The sequence below is a fragment of the Pseudooceanicola antarcticus genome (genome assembly GCF_900215355.1).
GTDB classification, from domain to species: domain Bacteria; phylum Pseudomonadota; class Alphaproteobacteria; order Rhodobacterales; family Rhodobacteraceae; genus Pseudooceanicola; species Pseudooceanicola antarcticus.
This window is the reverse complement of sequence record NZ_OBEA01000005.1, coordinates 210634-227587: the sequence shown is the minus strand read 5'-3', so window position 1 is coordinate 227587 and position 16954 is coordinate 210634. Positions and strand designations below refer to the sequence as shown.

General features: G+C 64.7%; 16 protein-coding genes. 14 read left to right on the top strand and 2 right to left on the bottom strand.

Annotated elements, in window-relative coordinates; translation table 11 throughout:
• The first annotated feature begins 25 nt into the window (after positions 1-25).
• The 14 genes from CRO50_RS13915 to CRO50_RS13850 all read left to right on the top strand — a co-directional run bounded on the left by CRO50_RS13915 (position 26) and on the right by CRO50_RS13850 (position 14399).
• Complete coding sequence (locus CRO50_RS13915) at positions 26-454, top strand: DUF5333 domain-containing protein (RefSeq protein ID WP_097146522.1); 429 nt, start codon at positions 26-28, stop codon at positions 452-454.
• A 6-nt stretch (positions 455-460) separates the two neighbouring features.
• Positions 461-2446, top strand: coding sequence for an NADH-quinone oxidoreductase subunit NuoG (gene nuoG / locus CRO50_RS13910; RefSeq protein WP_097146521.1), 1986 nt, complete (start codon positions 461-463; stop codon positions 2444-2446).
• Entirely contained in the window at positions 2443-2877 is a 435-nt protein-coding gene (locus tag CRO50_RS13905) for a hypothetical protein (protein WP_097146520.1), read from the top strand. Before nuoG ends, CRO50_RS13905 begins: the two co-directional genes overlap by 4 nt.
• Before the next feature lie 6 nt (positions 2878-2883).
• A complete protein-coding gene (gene nuoH / locus CRO50_RS13900) occupies positions 2884-3924 on the top strand; it encodes an NADH-quinone oxidoreductase subunit NuoH (RefSeq protein WP_097146519.1) in 1041 nt (346 codons plus the stop codon).
• A gap of 1 nt (position 3925) precedes the next feature.
• A complete protein-coding gene (nuoI, locus tag CRO50_RS13895) occupies positions 3926-4420 on the top strand; it encodes an NADH-quinone oxidoreductase subunit NuoI (RefSeq protein ID WP_010141395.1) in 495 nt (164 codons plus the stop codon).
• 39 nt (positions 4421-4459) lie between these two features.
• On the top strand, positions 4460-4867 hold the full coding sequence (locus CRO50_RS13890) for a carboxymuconolactone decarboxylase family protein (RefSeq protein WP_097146518.1): 408 nt from the start codon (positions 4460-4462) through the stop codon (positions 4865-4867).
• On the top strand, positions 4864-5472 hold the full coding sequence (locus CRO50_RS13885; protein ID WP_097146517.1) for an NADH-quinone oxidoreductase subunit J: 609 nt from the start codon (positions 4864-4866) through the stop codon (positions 5470-5472). Before CRO50_RS13890 ends, CRO50_RS13885 begins: the two co-directional genes overlap by 4 nt.
• Positions 5473-5702: 230 nt before the next feature.
• A complete protein-coding gene (gene nuoK / locus CRO50_RS13880) occupies positions 5703-6008 on the top strand; it encodes an NADH-quinone oxidoreductase subunit NuoK (protein WP_010141392.1) in 306 nt (101 codons plus the stop codon).
• A 4-nt stretch (positions 6009-6012) separates the two neighbouring features.
• On the top strand, positions 6013-8139 hold the full coding sequence (gene nuoL, locus CRO50_RS13875; protein ID WP_097146516.1) for an NADH-quinone oxidoreductase subunit L: 2127 nt from the start codon (positions 6013-6015) through the stop codon (positions 8137-8139).
• Entirely contained in the window at positions 8139-9695 is a 1557-nt protein-coding gene (locus CRO50_RS13870; protein ID WP_097146515.1) for an NADH-quinone oxidoreductase subunit M, read from the top strand. The genes nuoL and CRO50_RS13870 overlap by 1 nt, the downstream gene beginning before the upstream one ends.
• Positions 9696-9713: 18 nt before the next feature.
• A complete protein-coding gene (nuoN, locus tag CRO50_RS13865; protein WP_097146514.1) occupies positions 9714-11150 on the top strand; it encodes an NADH-quinone oxidoreductase subunit NuoN in 1437 nt (478 codons plus the stop codon).
• A 7-nt stretch (positions 11151-11157) separates the two neighbouring features.
• A complete protein-coding gene (locus tag CRO50_RS13860) occupies positions 11158-11922 on the top strand; it encodes a biotin--[acetyl-CoA-carboxylase] ligase (RefSeq protein ID WP_097146513.1) in 765 nt (254 codons plus the stop codon).
• Between the two features lie 27 nt (positions 11923-11949).
• Positions 11950-12729 carry a type III pantothenate kinase gene (locus CRO50_RS13855; protein ID WP_097146512.1) on the top strand — a complete coding sequence of 260 codons (780 nt, stop codon included), beginning with the start codon at positions 11950-11952 and terminating at the stop codon, positions 12727-12729.
• Positions 12726-14399, top strand: a complete 1674-nt coding sequence (locus tag CRO50_RS13850; RefSeq protein ID WP_097146511.1) for a ribonuclease J — start codon at positions 12726-12728, stop codon at positions 14397-14399. The genes CRO50_RS13855 and CRO50_RS13850 overlap by 4 nt, the downstream gene beginning before the upstream one ends.
• Here the strand turns inward: CRO50_RS13850 and CRO50_RS13845 are convergent.
• Both CRO50_RS13845 and CRO50_RS13840 read right to left on the bottom strand, forming a co-directional pair.
• The gene (locus CRO50_RS13845) at positions 14368-14814 is read right to left on the bottom strand and encodes a PilZ domain-containing protein (RefSeq protein ID WP_097146510.1); all 447 of its coding nucleotides are present in this window, start codon (positions 14812-14814) and stop codon (positions 14368-14370) included. The two genes, CRO50_RS13850 and CRO50_RS13845, sit on opposite strands and share 32 nt — an antisense overlap.
• 459 nt (positions 14815-15273) lie before the next feature.
• Positions 15274-16866 carry a DEAD/DEAH box helicase gene (locus tag CRO50_RS13840; protein WP_097146509.1) on the bottom strand — a complete coding sequence of 531 codons (1593 nt, stop codon included), beginning with the start codon at positions 16864-16866 and terminating at the stop codon, positions 15274-15276.
• Positions 16867-16954: the final 88 nt, after the last annotated feature.

Here is a 16954-nt window from a genome sequence, read left to right as displayed (position 1 = left end):
TACACCCGCGCAGAAAGGACATGCCATGCGTCTCTCCACCCTTCGTTTCGCCGCCCTGGCCCTCGCCTCGGCCCTGACCCTTGCCACGGCCTCCCTGGCCAGCACCAATCCCCGCCCGCCGCTGAGCCAGGTGGAAGAGATCGACGGGCCGATGCTCTCGGTCGCGCTGGCCATCGAGATCAGTGACCAATGCGCCTCCATCGCGCCCCGCAACCTGAAAGGTCTCCTGCTGCTGAACAAGCTCAATGGCCGCGCCCGCGACCTTGGCTACAGCAAGGAAGAGATCGACGCCTACGTGAACTCCGCCGATGAAAAGGAGCGGATGCGCGCGCTTGGCGAAACCTACGTGAAATCCAAAGGACTGGACCCCGAGAAGACGGCGGATCTGTGTACTCTCGGCCGCACCGAGATCGCCCGGAACAGCCCGATCGGCGCCCTCTTGAAAGAAAAGTGAGCACCCATGTCTGACCTTCGCAAGATCATCATCGACGACCAGGAGATCGAGGTCGAGCCGGCCCTGACCCTGATCCAGGCCTGCGAGCAGGCGGGCATCGAGGTGCCGCGTTTCTGCTACCACGAGCGTCTGTCCATCGCGGGCAACTGCCGCATGTGCCTGGTGGAAGTCGTGGGCGGCCCGCCCAAGCCCGCCGCCTCCTGCGCGATGCAGGTCAAGGACCTGCGTCCGGGGCCGGAAGGCGCGCCGCCGGTGATCAAGACCAAGTCGCCCATGGTCAAGAAGGCCCGCGAGGGGGTGATGGAGTTCCTGCTCATCAACCACCCGCTGGATTGCCCGATCTGCGACCAGGGCGGCGAATGCGACCTGCAGGACCAGGCCATGGCCTATGGTGTCGACTTCTCGCGCTACCGCGAGCCCAAGCGGGCCACCCAGGACTTGGACCTGGGTCCGCTGGTCGAGACCCACATGACGCGCTGCATCTCCTGCACCCGTTGCGTCCGCTTCACCACCGAGGTGGCGGGCATCACCCAGATGGGCCAGACGGGTCGCGGCGAGGATGCCGAGATCACCAGCTATCTCAACGAGACGCTGAACTCGAACCTGCAGGGCAACATCATCGACCTCTGCCCGGTCGGGGCCCTGGTCTCGAAGCCCTACAGCTTCACCGCCCGCCCCTGGGAGCTGACCAAGACCGAGACCATCGACGTGATGGACGCGCTCGGCTCCAGCATCCGGGTCGACACCAAGGGCCGCGAAGTCATGCGCGTGCTGCCGCGCAACCATGACGGCGTGAACGAGGAATGGATCTCGGACAAGACGCGCTTCATCTGGGATGGTCTGCGCCGTCAGCGTCTGGACCGCCCCTATATCCGCGTGGATGGCAAGCTGAAGCCCGCCACCTGGCCCGAGGCCCTGTCGGCCACCGTCGCCGCGATGAAGGGGGCCAAGAACCTGGCCGCCCTGGTCGGTGATCTGGCCCCGGTCGAGGCCGTCTATGCGCTGAAGGCGCTGGTCGAAGGGCAGGGCGGTGTCGTCGAATGCCGTACCGACCGTGCCAAGCTGCCCGCCGACAACCGCTCGGCCTACGTGGGCAACGTGGCGATCGAGGATATCGACGCGGCGAAAGAGATCGTGCTGATCGGCACCAACCCCGCCGTCGAGGCGCCGGTGCTGAATGCCCGTATCCGCAAGGCCTGGCTGCAGGGTGCCAATGTCACCCTGGTCGGCGCTGCCGCCGATCTGACCTATGAGCACACCCATGCCGGCACCGGCCGCGCGGCGCTGGCCGATCTGAAGGTCGGCGAGGACGCCATCGTGATCGTTGGCCAGGGCGCCGTGAACGAGGCCGACGGCGCTGCCGTCCTGGCCGCCGCTCAGTCCCTTTCCGGTCGCATGCTGGTCCTGCACACCGCCGCCTCGCGCGTCGGCGCGCTGGACGTGGGCGCGGTGACCGAGCGTGGCCTCGATGCGCTGGACGATGCGGACGTGATCTTCAACCTCGGCGCTGACGAGGTCGAGATCGGCGATGGTCCCTTCGTGATCTACCAGGGCAGCCATGGCGACCGTGGCGCGATGCGCGCCGACGTGATCCTGCCGGGCGCTGCCTACACGGAAGAGAACGGTCTCTTCGTCAACACCGAGGGCCGTCCGCAGCTGGCGCTGCGCGCCGGTTTCGCCCCCGGCGAGGCGAAAGAGAACTGGGCCATCCTGCGCGCCCTCTCGGCCGAGCTGGGTGCCACGCTGCCCTTCGACAGCCTCGCGCAGCTGCGCCAGGCGCTGATCGCCGATGTGCCGCACCTGGCCCAGATCGACGAGGTGCCGGAAAACACCTGGACCCCGCTGCCCGCAGCGAGCCTGGGTGAGGCCAGCTTCCGCCTGCCGATCAACGACTTCTACCTGACCAACCCGATCGCACGTGCGTCCGAGGTCATGGCGGAACTGTCGAAACTGGCCGCAGAGCGCGCTTCCGCGCCGATGGCGGCCGAATGAAGCTAGCCCTGATCATAGGCTCCGGCGCCTCGGCGCTGCTGCTCGGCTGCGGGACCCCCTGCGCCGGTACGGGAACGGACTGCGCAGCGCAGCCCGCCACCCGTGCCGCGCTGGCCCCGGCCGGGCGGGTCTATGAGGGGATCGAAACGCGTCTTCTGGATGGTGACCTGGTGAATTTCCATGTCTCCATGCGGGGCGCGCGCGGGCCCGAGGATCTCTCGGACTACGCGGAATGTGCGGCGGCGCAATATGCGCTGATCCGCGGCTACGGATTTGCAAGACATCTGCGGACAAATGTCGCCCAGGTCTCTGGTCTCTGGGAGGCAGATGCGGTTTATACCGTCTCGCCGGCCCTGCCGGACGGCAAGCGGACGATTGACGCAGAAGTCGTCACGGCGCATTGCGCCGAAAACGGAATACCCACGGTGTGAGGACATATGGCTGAGTTTTTCACCTCCAACCCGCTAGGCGTCCTGCTGCTGATAATCGGCCAGGTCCTTCTGATCGTGGTGCCCCTTCTGGTGTGCCTCGCCTTCCTGCTTTACGCAGACCGCAAGATCTGGGCCGCCGTGCAGCTGCGTCGCGGCCCCAACGTGGTGGGCGTCTTCGGCCTGCTGCAGAGTTTCGCGGACTTCGCGAAATACATCACCAAGGAAGTGGTGGTGCCCGCGGGCGCCGACAAGTTCGTCTTCTTCCTGGCGCCGATCCTCAGCTTCGTGCTGGCGATGATCGCCTGGGCGGTGATCCCCTTCAACGACGGCTGGGTCCTCTCGGACATCAACGTCGCCATCCTCTACGTCTTCGCGGTCTCCTCGCTTGAGGTCTACGGCGTGATCATGGGGGGCTGGGCGTCGAACTCGAAGTATCCCTTCCTGGGCTCGCTCCGGTCTGCGGCGCAGATGATCTCCTACGAGGTGTCGCTGGGCCTGATCATCATCGGCATCGTGATTTCGACCGGCTCGATGAACTTCGGCGATATCGTCGCGGCGCAGGATACCGGCTACGGCATCTTCAGCTGGTACTGGCTGCCGCACTTCCCGATGCTCTTCCTCTTCCTGATCTCGGCCCACGCCGAGACCAACCGCCCGCCCTTCGACCTTCCCGAAGCGGAATCGGAACTGGTTGCCGGCTACCAGGTGGAATACAGCTCGACCCCGTTCCTGCTGTTCATGATCGGTGAATACGTGGCCATCGTGCTGATGTGCGCCCTGACCACGACGTTGTTCTTCGGCGGCTGGCTGTCGCCCATCCCCGGCCTGCCCGACGGCTTCCTGTGGTTCTTCGGCAAGTGTGTCCTGGTGTTCTTCGTCTTCGCCATGACCAAGTCCGTGGTGCCGCGCTACCGCTACGACCAGCTGATGCGTATCGGCTGGAAGGTCTTCCTGCCGCTGTCGCTCTTCTGGGTCGTGCTGGTGGCATTCCTTGCGAAATTCGAGCTTTTCGGCGGCGCCTACGCCCGCTGGATGATTGGAGGCTGATATGGCAAGCGTCGACTACACCCGCGCCGCCAAGTACTTCCTGCTGATGGACATCCTGAAGGGCTTCAGGATGGGGTTCAAATACCTGCTGAAGCCCAAGGCCACGCTGAACTACCCGCATGAAAAGGGGCCGCTGTCGCCCCGTTTCCGCGGTGAGCACGCGCTGCGTCGCTACCCCAACGGGGAAGAGCGCTGCATTGCCTGCAAGCTCTGCGAGGCGATCTGCCCGGCTCAGGCCATCACCATCGACGCGGAACCGCGCGAGGACGGCTCGCGCCGGACCACGCGCTACGACATCGACATGACGAAGTGCATCTACTGCGGTTTCTGCCAGGAAGCCTGCCCGGTGGATGCCATCGTCGAGGGCCCGAACTTCGAGTTCGCCACCGAGACGCGGGAAGAGCTCTTCTACGACAAGGAGAAGCTTCTGGATAACGGCGCCCGCTGGGAAGCCGAGATCGCCCGCAACCTGGAACTGGATGCACCCTACCGATGATCCGCTTTGCTGAACATACGAAGGGCAGGGGGGCCGACGATGTCTGACCCCCAAAACCCGTTCGAGATGTTCATCCGGCATGCCCAGGAGATGGCCAAGTCCATGAACCCGGCGCTGGAGAGCTTTACCCCCAAAGGGTTCGAGCAGCTCTGGCCGACGATGCCGAAAGAGTGGATGGAAGTGGCCTTCGGCAAGGCCTTCAACAAGGAGGGGCTGGACAGCAAGACCCGCCTCTTCCTGACCCTCGCGGGTCTGACCATGCAGGGCGCACAGGCCGAAAGCCAGCTGCGCATCACCGTCCGCCATCTTCTGGAAGCGGGCGCGACGAAACAGGAAATCGCCGAGGCCATCGCTCAGATGTCGATGTTCGCCGGCATACCCGCCATGACCAAGGCCGCCCAACTGGCCAAAGAGGTCATGGACGAACACGAGGATGATGAGACATGACTGTCGCCGCCTTCTCTTTCTATCTCTTCGCCCTCTGCCTGCTGGCAGGCGGTCTCTTCACCGTCGTCAGCCGCAACCCGGTGCATTCGGTGCTCTGGCTGATCCTGGCCTTCCTCTCGGCGGCGGGGCTCTTCGTCCTGCTGGGGGCGGAGTTCGTGGCCATGCTGCTGATCATCGTCTACGTCGGCGCCGTGGCGGTGCTCTTCCTCTTCGTGGTGATGATGCTGGACGTCGACTTCGCCTCGCTGAAGGCCGAGATGGCGCGCTACATGCCGCTGGCGCTGCTGATCGGCATCGTGCTGCTGATGCAGTTCGCCCTGGCCTATGGCTCCTGGACCGAAGCCGACACCGCCGAGGCGGCGCGCCTGGCCGTGGCCCCCGCGGATGTGCAGAACACCGCCGCCCTGGGCCAGCTGATCTATGAACAATACTTCCTGGTCTTCCAGCTGGCAGGCCTTGTCCTGCTGGTGGCGATGATCGGGGCCATCGTGCTGACCCTGCGCCACCGCCAGGACATCAAGCGCCAGAACGTGCTGCACCAGATGTGGCGCGACCCGGCCAAGGCGATGGAGCTGAAGGACGTGAAGCCGGGGCAGGGGCTCTAACCCCTCCGGCAGTGAATTGGCCCCGGCATCGCGCCGGGGTCTTGCAAACCGGGGCCTCCGCAATCGGGGCCTGAGAATATTCAAGTGACCCCGGAGGGACCGGGGAAAGGAAACGGGACAGCGATGAGCATAGCCAGCTGGACAGCCATCTTCGTCGCGGGTGCAATCACGCCCGTGATGCTCGGGACCAGGGAACGCGCCTGCGCTGCGCAATCGAAAGGAGACCGCGGATGATCGGTATCGAACATTACCTGACGGTGGCGGCAGCGCTCTTCGTCATCGGGATCTTCGGCATCTTCCTGAACCGGAAGAACGTCATCATCCTGCTGATGAGCATCGAGCTGATCCTGCTTTCGGTGAACATCAACCTCGTCGCCTTCTCCTCGTTCCTCGGGGATCTGGCGGGGCAGGTCTTCACGCTCTTCGTTCTGACTGTCGCTGCTGCGGAAGCGGCGATCGGGCTTGCCATCCTCGTCTGCTTCTTCCGCAACCGCGGCACCATCGCCGTGGAAGACGTCAACGTGATGAAAGGCTGAGCCCATGGTCCCCATCATTCTTCTCGCACCGCTCTTCAGCGCCATCATCGCCGGCTTCGGCTGGCGGCTGATCGGTGTGAAGGGTGCCCAGGTGCTGACCACCGGCGTGCTCTTCCTGATCTGCCTGCTGAGCTGGATCACCTTCTTCAACACCCCCGACGAGGTGCAGCACATCAACCTGCTGCGCTGGATCGAGAGCGGCTCGCTGAGCACCTCCTGGGGCATTCGCCTGGACCGGCTGACCACGATCATGCTGATCGTCGTCACCACCGTCTCGGCGCTCGTGCACCTCTACAGCTTCGGCTACATGGCGCATGACGAGAACTTCAAGGAGGGCGAGGAATACCGCCCCCGCTTCTTCGCCTACCTCAGCTTCTTCACCTTCTCGATGCTGGCGCTGGTGACCTCGGACAACCTGGTCCAGATGTTCTTCGGCTGGGAAGGCGTCGGCGTGGCCTCGTACCTGCTGATCGGTTTCTACTACAAGAAGCCCTCGGCCGGTGCCGCCGCCATGAAGGCCTTCGTGGTCAACCGCGTGGGTGACTTCGGCTTCGCCCTGGGCATCTTCGCGCTCTTCTACCTGACCGACAGCATCGACCTGGACGTGATCTTCGCCTCTGGTGCGACGCTGGCCGATACCTCGCTGCACTTCCTGTGGCGCGAGTGGAACGCGGCCAACCTGATTGCCTTCCTGCTGTTCGTCGGTGCCATGGGCAAATCGGCGCAGCTCTTCCTGCACACCTGGCTGCCGGACGCGATGGAAGGCCCGACCCCGGTGTCGGCGCTGATCCACGCCGCGACCATGGTCACCGCCGGTGTCTTCCTGGTCTGCCGCATGTCGCCGCTGATGGAATACGCCCCCGAGACGATGGCCTTCGTCACCTTCCTCGGTGCCACCACCGCCTTCTTCGCGGCAACCGTCGGCCTGGTGCAGAACGACATCAAGCGCGTCATCGCCTATTCGACCTGTTCGCAGCTGGGTTACATGTTCGTCGCAGCCGGCGTCGGCGTCTACTCGGCCGCCATGTTCCACCTGCTGACGCACGCCTTCTTCAAGGCCATGCTCTTCCTCGGCGCCGGCTCGGTCATCCACGCGATGCACCACGAGCAGGACATGCGGAACTACGGCAACCTTCGCAAGAAGATCCCCTATACCTTCGCGGCCATGATGATCGGCACCCTGGCGATCACCGGCGTCGGCATCCCGCTGACCCACATCGGCTTCGCAGGCTTCCTGTCCAAGGATGCGATCATCGAGAGCGCCTATGCAGGCACCATGGGCGGCTACGCCTTCTGGATGCTGGTCATCGCCGCGCTCTTCACCAGCTTCTACTCCTGGCGCCTGATCTTCCTGACCTTCTACGGCGAGGCGCGGGGCGACAAGCACACCCATGACCACGCCCATGAAAGCCCCAAGGTCATGCTGATCCCGCTGGGTGTCCTGGCGCTTGGCGCGATCTTCTCGGGCATGCTGTGGTATGGCTCGTTCTTCGGCGACCACAACAAGGTCAACAGCTTCTTCGGCATCCCGCATCACGCGGAAGCCGCCGAACATGGCGAGGACAGCCACGGTGACGAAGGTCACGCGGTGGCCTCCGAAGGCCATGGCGAAGAGGTCGTTGCCGATGCCGGTCACGGCGAGGACGCCGGTCACGCGGTTGCCGATGCCCAGATGGCGCCGCAGGGCGCGATCTTCATGGCGCCCGACAACCACGTCATGGACGAGGCGCACCATGCCCCCAAGTGGGTCAAGGTCAGCCCCTTCGTCGCCATGCTGCTTGGCTTCGTGACCGCCTGGGTCATGTACATCAAGCGTCCCGGCATGGCCGCGCGCGTCGCCGAGACCAACCGTCCGCTCTACCTGTTCCTGCTGAACAAGTGGTACTTCGACGAACTCTATCACTTCATCTTCGTGCGGCCCGCCTTCTGGATCGGCAAGCTGCTGTGGAAGGGCGGTGACGGCAAGATCGTCGATGGCGGCATCAACGGGCTGGCCATGGGGATCATTCCCTTCTTCACCCGGCTCGCCGGCCGCGCCCAGTCCGGCTACATCTTCACCTACGCATTTGCCATGGTCATCGGCATCGCGGTCTTCGTGACCTGGATGACGATGACCGGAGGGGCCGAATAATGAGCAATCTTCTCTCCATCGTCACCTTCATGCCAGCGCTTGCCGCGGTGATCCTGGGGGTGTTCCTCCGGGGCGAGGAGCCGGCGGCGCAACGCAATGCCAAGTGGGTGGCGCTGATCGCCACCACGCTGACCTTCCTGGTGTCGCTGTTCATCCTTGCGGGCTTCGATCCGGCCGACACCGGCATGCAGTTCGTCGAGGAACGCGACTGGCTGCTGGGGCTCAAGTACAAGATGGGCGTTGACGGGATCTCGGTCCTCTTCGTGCTGCTCACCACCTTCATCATGCCGCTGACGATCTGGGCCTCCTGGGATGTCAGCAAGCGTGTGAAGGAATACATGATGGCCTTCCTGCTGCTCGAGACCCTGATGCTGGGCGTCTTCATGGCGCTGGACCTGGTGCTGTTCTACCTCTTCTTCGAGGCCTCGCTGATCCCGATGTTCCTGATCATCGGCATCTGGGGCGGCGCCAACCGCATCTATGCCAGCTTCAAGTTCTTCCTCTACACCTTCCTCGGCTCGGTGCTGATGCTGGTGGCCATGGTGGCGATGTTCGCCGATGCCGGGACCACCGACATCCCGACGCTGCTGAGCCATGACTTCAGCTCTTCGCCGCTCTCGGTGCTGGGCATGAGCATCACAGGCGGCATGCAGACGCTGCTCTTCCTGGCCTTCTTCGCCTCCTTCGCGGTGAAGATGCCGATGTGGCCGGTGCACACCTGGCTGCCCGACGCCCACGTGCAGGCGCCGACCGCGGGCTCGGTGATCCTGGCGGCGATCCTGCTGAAGATGGGCGGCTACGGCTTCCTGCGCTTCAGCCTGCCGATGTTCCCGGTCGGGGCCGACGTGATGTCGACCTTCATCCTGGCGATCTCGGCCATTGCCATCGTCTACACCTCGCTGGTGGCGCTGGTGCAGCAGGACATGAAGAAGCTGATCGCCTATTCCTCGGTCGCGCACATGGGCTACGTGACCATGGGCATCTTCTCGGCCAACCAGCAGGGCCTGGACGGCGCGATCTTCCAGATGATCAGCCACGGCTTCATCTCGGGTGCGCTCTTCCTCTGCGTCGGCGTGATCTATGACCGCATGCACACCCGCGAGATCGACGCCTATGGCGGTCTGGTCAACCGGATGCCGGCCTATGCGATGATCTTCATGTTCTTCACCATGGCCAACGTCGGCCTGCCGGGCACCTCGGGCTTCGTCGGTGAATTCCTGACCCTGATGGGCGCCTTCCAGGCAAATACCTGGATTGCCCTGATCGCCACCTCGGGGGTGATCTTCTCGGCGGCCTATGCGCTCTATCTCTACCGTCGGGTCGTCATGGGCGACCTGATCAAGGAGAGCCTGAAGTCGATCACCGACATGAAGGCGCGCGAGAAGTGGATCTTCGCTCCGCTCGTCGCCATGACCCTTCTGCTGGGGGTCTACCCCAGCCTCGTGACGGATATCATCGGCCCCTCGGTCGAAGAGCTCCTGAGCCAACATGAAACCGCGCTGGCTGCCGCGGATCGCCTCGGCGATCACGGGGCGGTCGTAGCCGCATCGCACTGATCTGGAGGCCGTAAGACAATGCTTCAGGCTGATCTGAACATCATTCTGCCGGAAATCCTTCTGGCGATCTACGCGATGCTCGCGCTGATCGGTGCCGTTTACACCGGCAAGGACAAGCTCACCGCACCGCTGACCTGGCTCACCGCCCTGGTCTTCGTGCTGATGGCGCTGTGGATCGGCTTCTCGGAGGTCGGGGAAACCGCCTTCGGTGGCAGCTTCAACGCCGACGGCTTCGCCCGTTTCGCCAAGGTGGCCATCCTGCTCTCGGCCGCCTCGGTGCTGGTCATGGGCCAGGAGTACCTGGCCCGTCGCCAGGTCGCCAATTTCGAGTACCCCGTGCTGGTCACCCTCGCGGTCATCGGCATGATGGTCATGGTCTCTGCCGGAGACCTGATCGTGCTCTACATGGGCCTCGAGCTCATGTCGCTGTCGCTCTACGTCGTGGCCTCGCTGCGCCGTGACAGCATCAAGTCGACCGAGTCGGGCCTGAAGTACTTCGTGCTGGGCTCGCTCTCCTCGGGGATGCTGCTTTATGGTGCCTCGCTGGTCTACGGCTTCTCGGGCACCACGCTGTTCTCGGGCATCATCGAAGCCGCGGGTGAGGGGCATGCGCCGCTTGGCTTGCTCTTCGGTCTGGTCTTCATGATCTCTGGCCTGGCGTTCAAGGTCTCGGCCGTGCCGTTCCACATGTGGACGCCCGACGTCTACGAGGGCGCGCCGACCCCGATCACCGCCTTCTTCGCCACCGCGCCGAAGGTGGCCGCGATGGCCCTGTTCGCCCGCGTCGTGCATTCCGCCTTCGGTGGCATCACCGCCGACTGGCAGCAGGTGATCGCGCTGATCTCGGTGCTGTCGATGTTCCTCGGCTCGATCGCCGCCATCGGCCAGACCAACATCAAGCGCCTGATGGCCTATTCCTCGATCACCCACATGGGCTTCGCCCTGATGGGTCTCGCCTCGGGCACCGCCTTCGGCGTGCAGGCGATGCTGATCTACATGGCGATCTACATCGTGATGAACCTTGGCGTCTTCGCCTTCATCCTGTCGATGGAGCGTGACGGCCAGCCGGTGACCGATCTCTCGGCGCTCAACATGTACTCGACCGCCTATCCGGGCCGGGCGCTGGCGCTGCTGATCCTGATGTTCTCGCTGGCCGGCGTGCCGCCGCTCGTGGGCTTCTTCGGCAAGTTCTACGTGCTGCGCGCCGCCTATGACGCGGGCCTGGTGTGGCTGGCGGTGCTGGGCGTGATCGCCTCGGTCATCGGTGCCTTCTACTACCTGCGCATCGTCTTCTACATGTACTTCGGCGAGGCGAACGAGCCGCTGGACAAGCCGCGCAGCCCGCTGCTGTTCGGGTTCCTCATGGCCTCGGCAGCGATCATGCTGCTTGGCGTGGTGAACCTCTTCGGGGTCGAGGGGATCGCTCAGGCGGCCTCGCTGACCCTGGTGAACTGAGCAGCCCTTGAGCCTGCATGACAATTGGCCACCCGGCACGGATCGGGTGGTGCTGCCGGAAACGGACAGCACATTGGACGAGGCCAGACGCCGCTTTGGCGATCTGGCCTCTCCGCTTTGGGTGCTGGCGCTGAACCAGACGGCGGCGCGGGGCCGGCGGGGCCGACCCTGGGTGCATCCGGCGGGCAATTTCGCTGCCACCTACGTGGCCCCGATGCATGCCGATCCGCGCCTGCTGGCGCTGCGCAGCTTCACCGTCTCGCTGGCCCTGCACGACGCGCTCGTGGGGCTGACCGGACGGGCCGAGCCCTTCTCCCTGAAATGGCCCAACGATCTGCTGCTCAATGGCGGCAAGCTGGCCGGCATCCTGCTGGAAACCATGAGCCGCGGCGGCCGCGCCGCCGGCCTGTCGATCGGCATCGGGGTGAACCTGGCGCAGGCGCCCGGCGCGGAGGCGGTCGAGGCGCGCGCCCTGCGCCCCGTCTCGCTGCTGGATGAACTGGGGGCCCGGATCACCCCGGAAGAGCTGCTGGACGCCCTGGCGCCCGCCTTCGCCCATTGGGAGGGCGTCTTGGTGCGCGAGGGCTTCGTAGCGGTGCGCGACGCCTGGATGGCCCGCGCGGCCCGTGTCGGGCAGCCCGTGACGGCACGTTTCGGCACCCATGAGCTGACCGGGATCTTTGAAACGGTAGACGCAGAGGGCCAGCTTGTGCTTTCAGCGGACGGAACACGCCACGCCATCGCGGCGGCGGATATCCATTTCGGCGCCTGACGCCACAGGACGAGGGGGGAGGAACCCATGCTTCTGGCCATTGATTGCGGCAATACCAACACGGTCTTTTCGGTCTGGGACGGAGAGAAGTTCCTCTGCACCCTGCGCACCTCGACAGAGCACCAGCGCACCGCCGATCAGTACTATGTCTGGCTGTCGACGCTGTTGGCCCATCACCGCATCCCGATGGATATCGACGCGGTGATCGTCAGCTCGACCGTGCCGCGGGTGGTTTTCAACCTGCGCGTGTTGTCGGACCGCTACTTCAACTGCCGCCCGCTGGTGGTGGGCAAGCCCGAATGCGCCCTGCCGCGCCAGCCCCGTGTCGACGAGGGCACCCAGGTGGGCCCCGACCGGCTGGTCAATGCCGCCGGTGCCTATGACCGCTACGGTGGCGATCTGATCGTCGTCGATTTCGGCACCGCCACCACCTTCGACGTGGTGGCCGAGGACGGCGCCTATGTCGGCGGTGTCATCGCGCCCGGCGTCAATCTCTCGCTGCAGGCGCTGCACGAGGCCGCAGCCGCGCTGCCCCATGTGGACGTCACCAAGCCGCAGCAGGTCATCGGCACCAATACCGTCGCCTGCATGCAGTCCGGCGTGTTTTGGGGCTATGTGGGCCTCGTTCGGGGCATTTGCGACCGTATCAAGGGTGAATATGAGCGCCCGATGAAGATTATCTCGACCGGGGGGCTTGCACCCCTGTTCCAGCAGGGCGATACGCTCTTCGACCATTTCGATGAGTTCCTGACCATCCATGGCCTCAGGATCATCCACGACCATAACCAGACATTGGAAACTACATGAGTAACGAACGGCTGATCTATCTGCCCCTGGGCGGCGCCGGCGAGATCGGGATGAATGCCTATGTCTACGGCTACGGCAAGCCCGGACAGGAGCGGCTGATCCTCGTCGACCTCGGTGTGGCCTTCCCCGACATGGACACCACCCCCGGTGTCGACCTCATCTTTGCCGATATCTCCTGGCTGGAGAAGAACCGCGACCGCCTGGAAGCGGTGGTGGTGACCCACGCCCACGAAGACCACGTGGGCGCCGTCGGTCACCTCTATCATCGCTTGGGCCAGCCGAAGATCTACACCCGCGCCTTCACCGCCAATATCGCGCGCCACAAGCTGAACGAATACGGCGTCGGCCCCGAGGCCGTGACCACCGTCTCGGCCTGGCCCGAGACCGTCAAGCTGGGGCCCTTCACCCTGGGCTTCCTGCCGATCTCGCATTCGATCCCCGAAAGCTCCGGCCTGGTGATCGACACCCCGGCCGGGCGCGTTCTGCACACCGGCGACTTCAAGCTCGACCGCAGCCCCCTGGTGGGCGAGGCCTGGGATCCGGATCTCTGGGCCGAGGTTGCCAAGCCCGGCGTCAAGGCGCTGGTCTGCGACAGTACAAACGTCTTCAGCCCCAACCCCGGCCGCTCCGAGGTCGAAGTGGGCCCCGAGGTCGAGAAGCTGGTGGCCGAGGCCAAGAACATGGTGGTCGCCACCACCTTTGCCTCGAACGTCGCACGTGTCCGCACGCTGGCCGAGGCGGGCGAACGGGCAGGGCGCTCGATCTGCCTGCTGGGCCGCGCCATGCGCCGCATGGTCGAAGCCTCGATCGAGACTGGCGTGCTGGCCTCCTTCCCCAAGGTGGTGAGCCCCGAAGAAGCCCGCGAGATCCCGCGCGAAAGCCTGATGATGATCGTCACCGGCAGCCAGGGCGAACGCCGGGCGGCCTCGGCGCAGCTGGCGCGCGGCAAGCATCACGGCATCTCGCTGCAGGAGGGGGACCTGTTCCTCTTCTCGTCGAAGACCATTCCCGGCAACGAGAAGGGCGTCATCGCGATCATGAACCAGCTCTCCGAGCTGGGCGTGGACGTGGTCGATGACAGCAATGGTCGCTACCACGTGTCGGGCCATGCCAACCGACCGGATCTTGAGACCATGCACCAGATCACGCAGCCGCAGATGGTGATCCCGATGCACGGCGAGCACCGTCACCTGCGCGAGCATGCCAAGATCGCCATGGCCGCCGGCCGTTCGGCCGAGGTCTGCGTCAACGGCATGATGCTGGATCTTTCGGGCAATGCGCCCAAGGTGGTCGAACATATCGAGACCGGTCGGACCTACCTGGACGGCTCTGTCCAGATCGGTTTCCTCGATGGTATCGTGCGTGACCGTATCCGCATGGCCCTGAACGGCCACGTCACCGTCACTGCCGTGCTGGACGAGCAGGACGAGCCCCTGGGTGATCCCTGGTGCGACCTGATGGGCCTGCCCGAGACGGGCCGTTCCAAGGCGCCGCTGAGCGACGTTCTGGAAGGCGACCTGAGCCAGTTCCTGGGCCGGGCCGATGCCAAGACCCTGCGTGACGACGACAAGCTGGAAGAGGCCCTGCGCCGCGTGGTGCGCAACACCGCCAATGACGAGATCGGCAAGAAGCCCGAGGTTACCGTCGTTGTCTCGCGGCTGACCAGCTGACCGGGAAAAGGCGTGTCGGATGCCCGCGGTTGACCACGCGGGCAAATCCGGCGCTGTCCCCGGACATGTCGAGCCTGCCGTCCAAGGCGGCGCGCTCAAGCCCTGCGATAAGTGACAGAAGCGCCGGTGACCGATGGGCCACCGGCGCAAATTGCATCCCCAGACGCCTGTCCGCGCTCCAGCGCAGATCGGAGCGGCAGCTGATCACGTCGGGCAGCTGAAAGCGCAAACCTTCAAAGCCGCCGTAGTTGCTGACATGCATCGGCAGTTCGACCCCGGCGCCGCCGAGCGAGATATCCACCAGCAGGCAGCTCATCGACCGATCCCGGAAGATCAGCGTGCATGGCCGGCGCAGCGGATAGCGCGCATGCTGGCGTAGGTTCTGCAGGGTCGCGGGAGGTAGAACGATGCTCATGCCGGTCACTCCTTCTTCGGAGGGAGTTTGGCCGCAGGAGGTTAGCGAAGGCTGAATGGCTGGCTTCCGGGTGAGGCGAATTGGAGACAAGCCCTGAGCGCAGCCGTCTCGCCCATGGCCTACGATTGGGAACTCCGGCAAATCTTCCTGGGCCCAAGCCGGGCATCAGCCCGCCCGCTCGCCGGGGTGTCGATGTTGCGCAGCAGTTCGGGAACATCCGGTGACACCTTGCCGGTGACGACATCGAAGCTGGGGTTCAGGCCGTTGGCCTCCAGACGCAGTTAGACTCCGCAAGCCACATCGGCGACCAGAAGATAGGATTGGTTCGGATCTATCACCGGCCCCGAGCAATTCCATTCGATCAGGAGGTCTTCCCTGATGCCGCCGGATGGCGACAGGGCCGTACAAGAAAAAGGCCGCCCACTGGGCGGCCTTTTCGCAATCTCTGTCCGCTCAGACTCAGCTGGCGCGGCGCTGATCGAAGCTGAGGGCGATGAAGCTGGGCATGTGATCGCCCATGCCGACAACCTTGTTGTCGTTGCCACCGCCACGCTTGCCGCCGCGTGCGTTGTTGTTACCGCGCGAGGGCTTGTTGCCCTGATCGCGCTGGCTGTCGCGGGCGTTGTCGCGCTGGTTGTCGCGGGCGGGCTCTTCGGCTTTCGCCTTGGGCTTGCTCTCGCTCTTGCGCGGCTCGCGGGGCTTTCTCTCGGCAGCCTTGGGCTTTTCCTCGGCCTTGGCGTCCTTGACCTCGGCAGGGGCCTCGGCCTGCGCCTCGGGGGCTGCGGCTTCGGTGGTCTCTTCCTTGGGCTTGCGCGACCGGGTGCGCGAACGCGACCGGGCGGGCTTCGGAGCCTCGTCTTCCGGCGCTGCCGCAGGGGCGGCGGCGGCGGGGGCAGGGGATTTCACGCCGGGCAGTTCCAGGCGCGGGATCTCTTTCTCGACCAGCTTCTCGATGTCGGCCAGATTCTTCTCGTCGCGCGGCACGCAGATCATCACGGCCTTGCCGTTGCGCCCGGCACGGCCAGTGCGGCCGATGCGGTGCACGTAGTCCTCGGAATGCGAGGGCACGTCGAAGTTGAACACGTGGGAGACCGAGGGCACGTCCAGGCCGCGCGCGGCCACGTCGGAGGCCACGAGGATTTTCAGAGAGCCATCGCGGAAGCCGTCTAGGGTGCGGGTCCGCTGGGACTGGTCCAGGTCGCCGTGGATGGGGGCCGCGTCATAGCCGTATTTCTTCAGCGACTTGGCGGTCACATCCACATCGGTCTTGCGGTTGCAGAAGACGATCGCATTGGTCAGGCTGTCGCCTTCCATGTCGATGATCTGGCGCAGGATGCGGCGCTTTTCCGAGCCTTCGCGGTCCTTGCGCGAGGCCTTGTACATCACGACCTGCTGCTGGATGTTCTCGCCGGTGGTGGCCTGGCGGGCCACCTCGATCCGCTCCGGGTTGGAGAGGAAGGTATTGGTGATCCGCTCGATCTCGGGCGCCATGGTGGCCGAGAAGAACAGGGTCTGACGGGTGAAGGGCGTCAGCGAGAAGATGCGTTCGATATCGGGGATGAAGCCCATGTCGAGCATCCGGTCGGCTTCGTCGACGACCATGATCTGCACGCCGGTCAGCAGCAGCTTGCCGCGCTCGAAGTGGTCCAGAAGGCGGCCGGGGGTGGCGATCAGCACGTCGACGCCACGGTCGATCAGCTGTTCCTGCTCCTTGAAGGAGACGCCACCGATCAGCAGAGCCTTGGTCAGCTTCATGTGCTTGGTGTAGGTGTCGAAATTCTCGGCCACCTGGGCGGCGAGTTCCCGCGTAGGGCAGAGCACCAGCGAGCGCGGCATGCGCGCCCGCGCCCGGCCCTTGGCCAGACGGGTGATCATCGGCAGCGTGAAGGACGCCGTCTTGCCGGTGCCGGTCTGGGCGATGCCCAGGACATCCTTGCCCTGAAGCGCGTGGGGGATGGCCCCGGCCTGGATCGGCGTGGGGGATTCGTAGCCAGCTTCCGCAATGGCTTTCAGGACCTTGGGGTCCAGGTCGAGATCAGAGAACTTTGTCATATGTATCCGTTTTGACGGACACTCTTCGGCCCGTCGCGTCTAACGTCCCGGACCGGATTGGCCCGTCGCGCCCAGAGGGGGCGCGAAC

What these genes read in the sequence shown, in the direction of transcription:
- CRO50_RS13905 (WP_097146520.1), top strand. Translation starts at nt 2,443, where the DNA reads ATGAAGCTAGCCCTGATCATAGGCTCCGGCGCCTCGGCGCTGCTGCTC.
- nuoH (WP_097146519.1), top strand. Translation starts at nt 2,884, where the DNA reads ATGGCTGAGTTTTTCACCTCCAACCCGCTAGGCGTCCTGCTGCTGATA.
- CRO50_RS13890 (WP_097146518.1), top strand. Translation starts at nt 4,460, where the DNA reads ATGTCTGACCCCCAAAACCCGTTCGAGATGTTCATCCGGCATGCCCAG.
- nuoN (WP_097146514.1), top strand. Translation starts at nt 9,714, where the DNA reads ATGCTTCAGGCTGATCTGAACATCATTCTGCCGGAAATCCTTCTGGCG.
- CRO50_RS13850 (WP_097146511.1), top strand. Translation starts at nt 12,726, where the DNA reads ATGAGTAACGAACGGCTGATCTATCTGCCCCTGGGCGGCGCCGGCGAG.
- nuoK (WP_010141392.1), top strand. Translation starts at nt 5,703, where the DNA reads ATGATCGGTATCGAACATTACCTGACGGTGGCGGCAGCGCTCTTCGTC.
- CRO50_RS13845 (WP_097146510.1), bottom strand. Translation starts at nt 14,814, where the DNA reads ATGAGCATCGTTCTACCTCCCGCGACCCTGCAGAACCTACGCCAGCAT.
- nuoG (WP_097146521.1), top strand. Translation starts at nt 461, where the DNA reads ATGTCTGACCTTCGCAAGATCATCATCGACGACCAGGAGATCGAGGTC.
- CRO50_RS13870 (WP_097146515.1), top strand. Translation starts at nt 8,139, where the DNA reads ATGAGCAATCTTCTCTCCATCGTCACCTTCATGCCAGCGCTTGCCGCG.
- nuoL (WP_097146516.1), top strand. Translation starts at nt 6,013, where the DNA reads ATGGTCCCCATCATTCTTCTCGCACCGCTCTTCAGCGCCATCATCGCC.
- CRO50_RS13840 (WP_097146509.1), bottom strand. Translation starts at nt 16,866, where the DNA reads ATGACAAAGTTCTCTGATCTCGACCTGGACCCCAAGGTCCTGAAAGCC.
- CRO50_RS13855 (WP_097146512.1), top strand. Translation starts at nt 11,950, where the DNA reads ATGCTTCTGGCCATTGATTGCGGCAATACCAACACGGTCTTTTCGGTC.
- CRO50_RS13885 (WP_097146517.1), top strand. Translation starts at nt 4,864, where the DNA reads ATGACTGTCGCCGCCTTCTCTTTCTATCTCTTCGCCCTCTGCCTGCTG.
- CRO50_RS13915 (WP_097146522.1), top strand. Translation starts at nt 26, where the DNA reads ATGCGTCTCTCCACCCTTCGTTTCGCCGCCCTGGCCCTCGCCTCGGCC.
- nuoI (WP_010141395.1), top strand. Translation starts at nt 3,926, where the DNA reads ATGGCAAGCGTCGACTACACCCGCGCCGCCAAGTACTTCCTGCTGATG.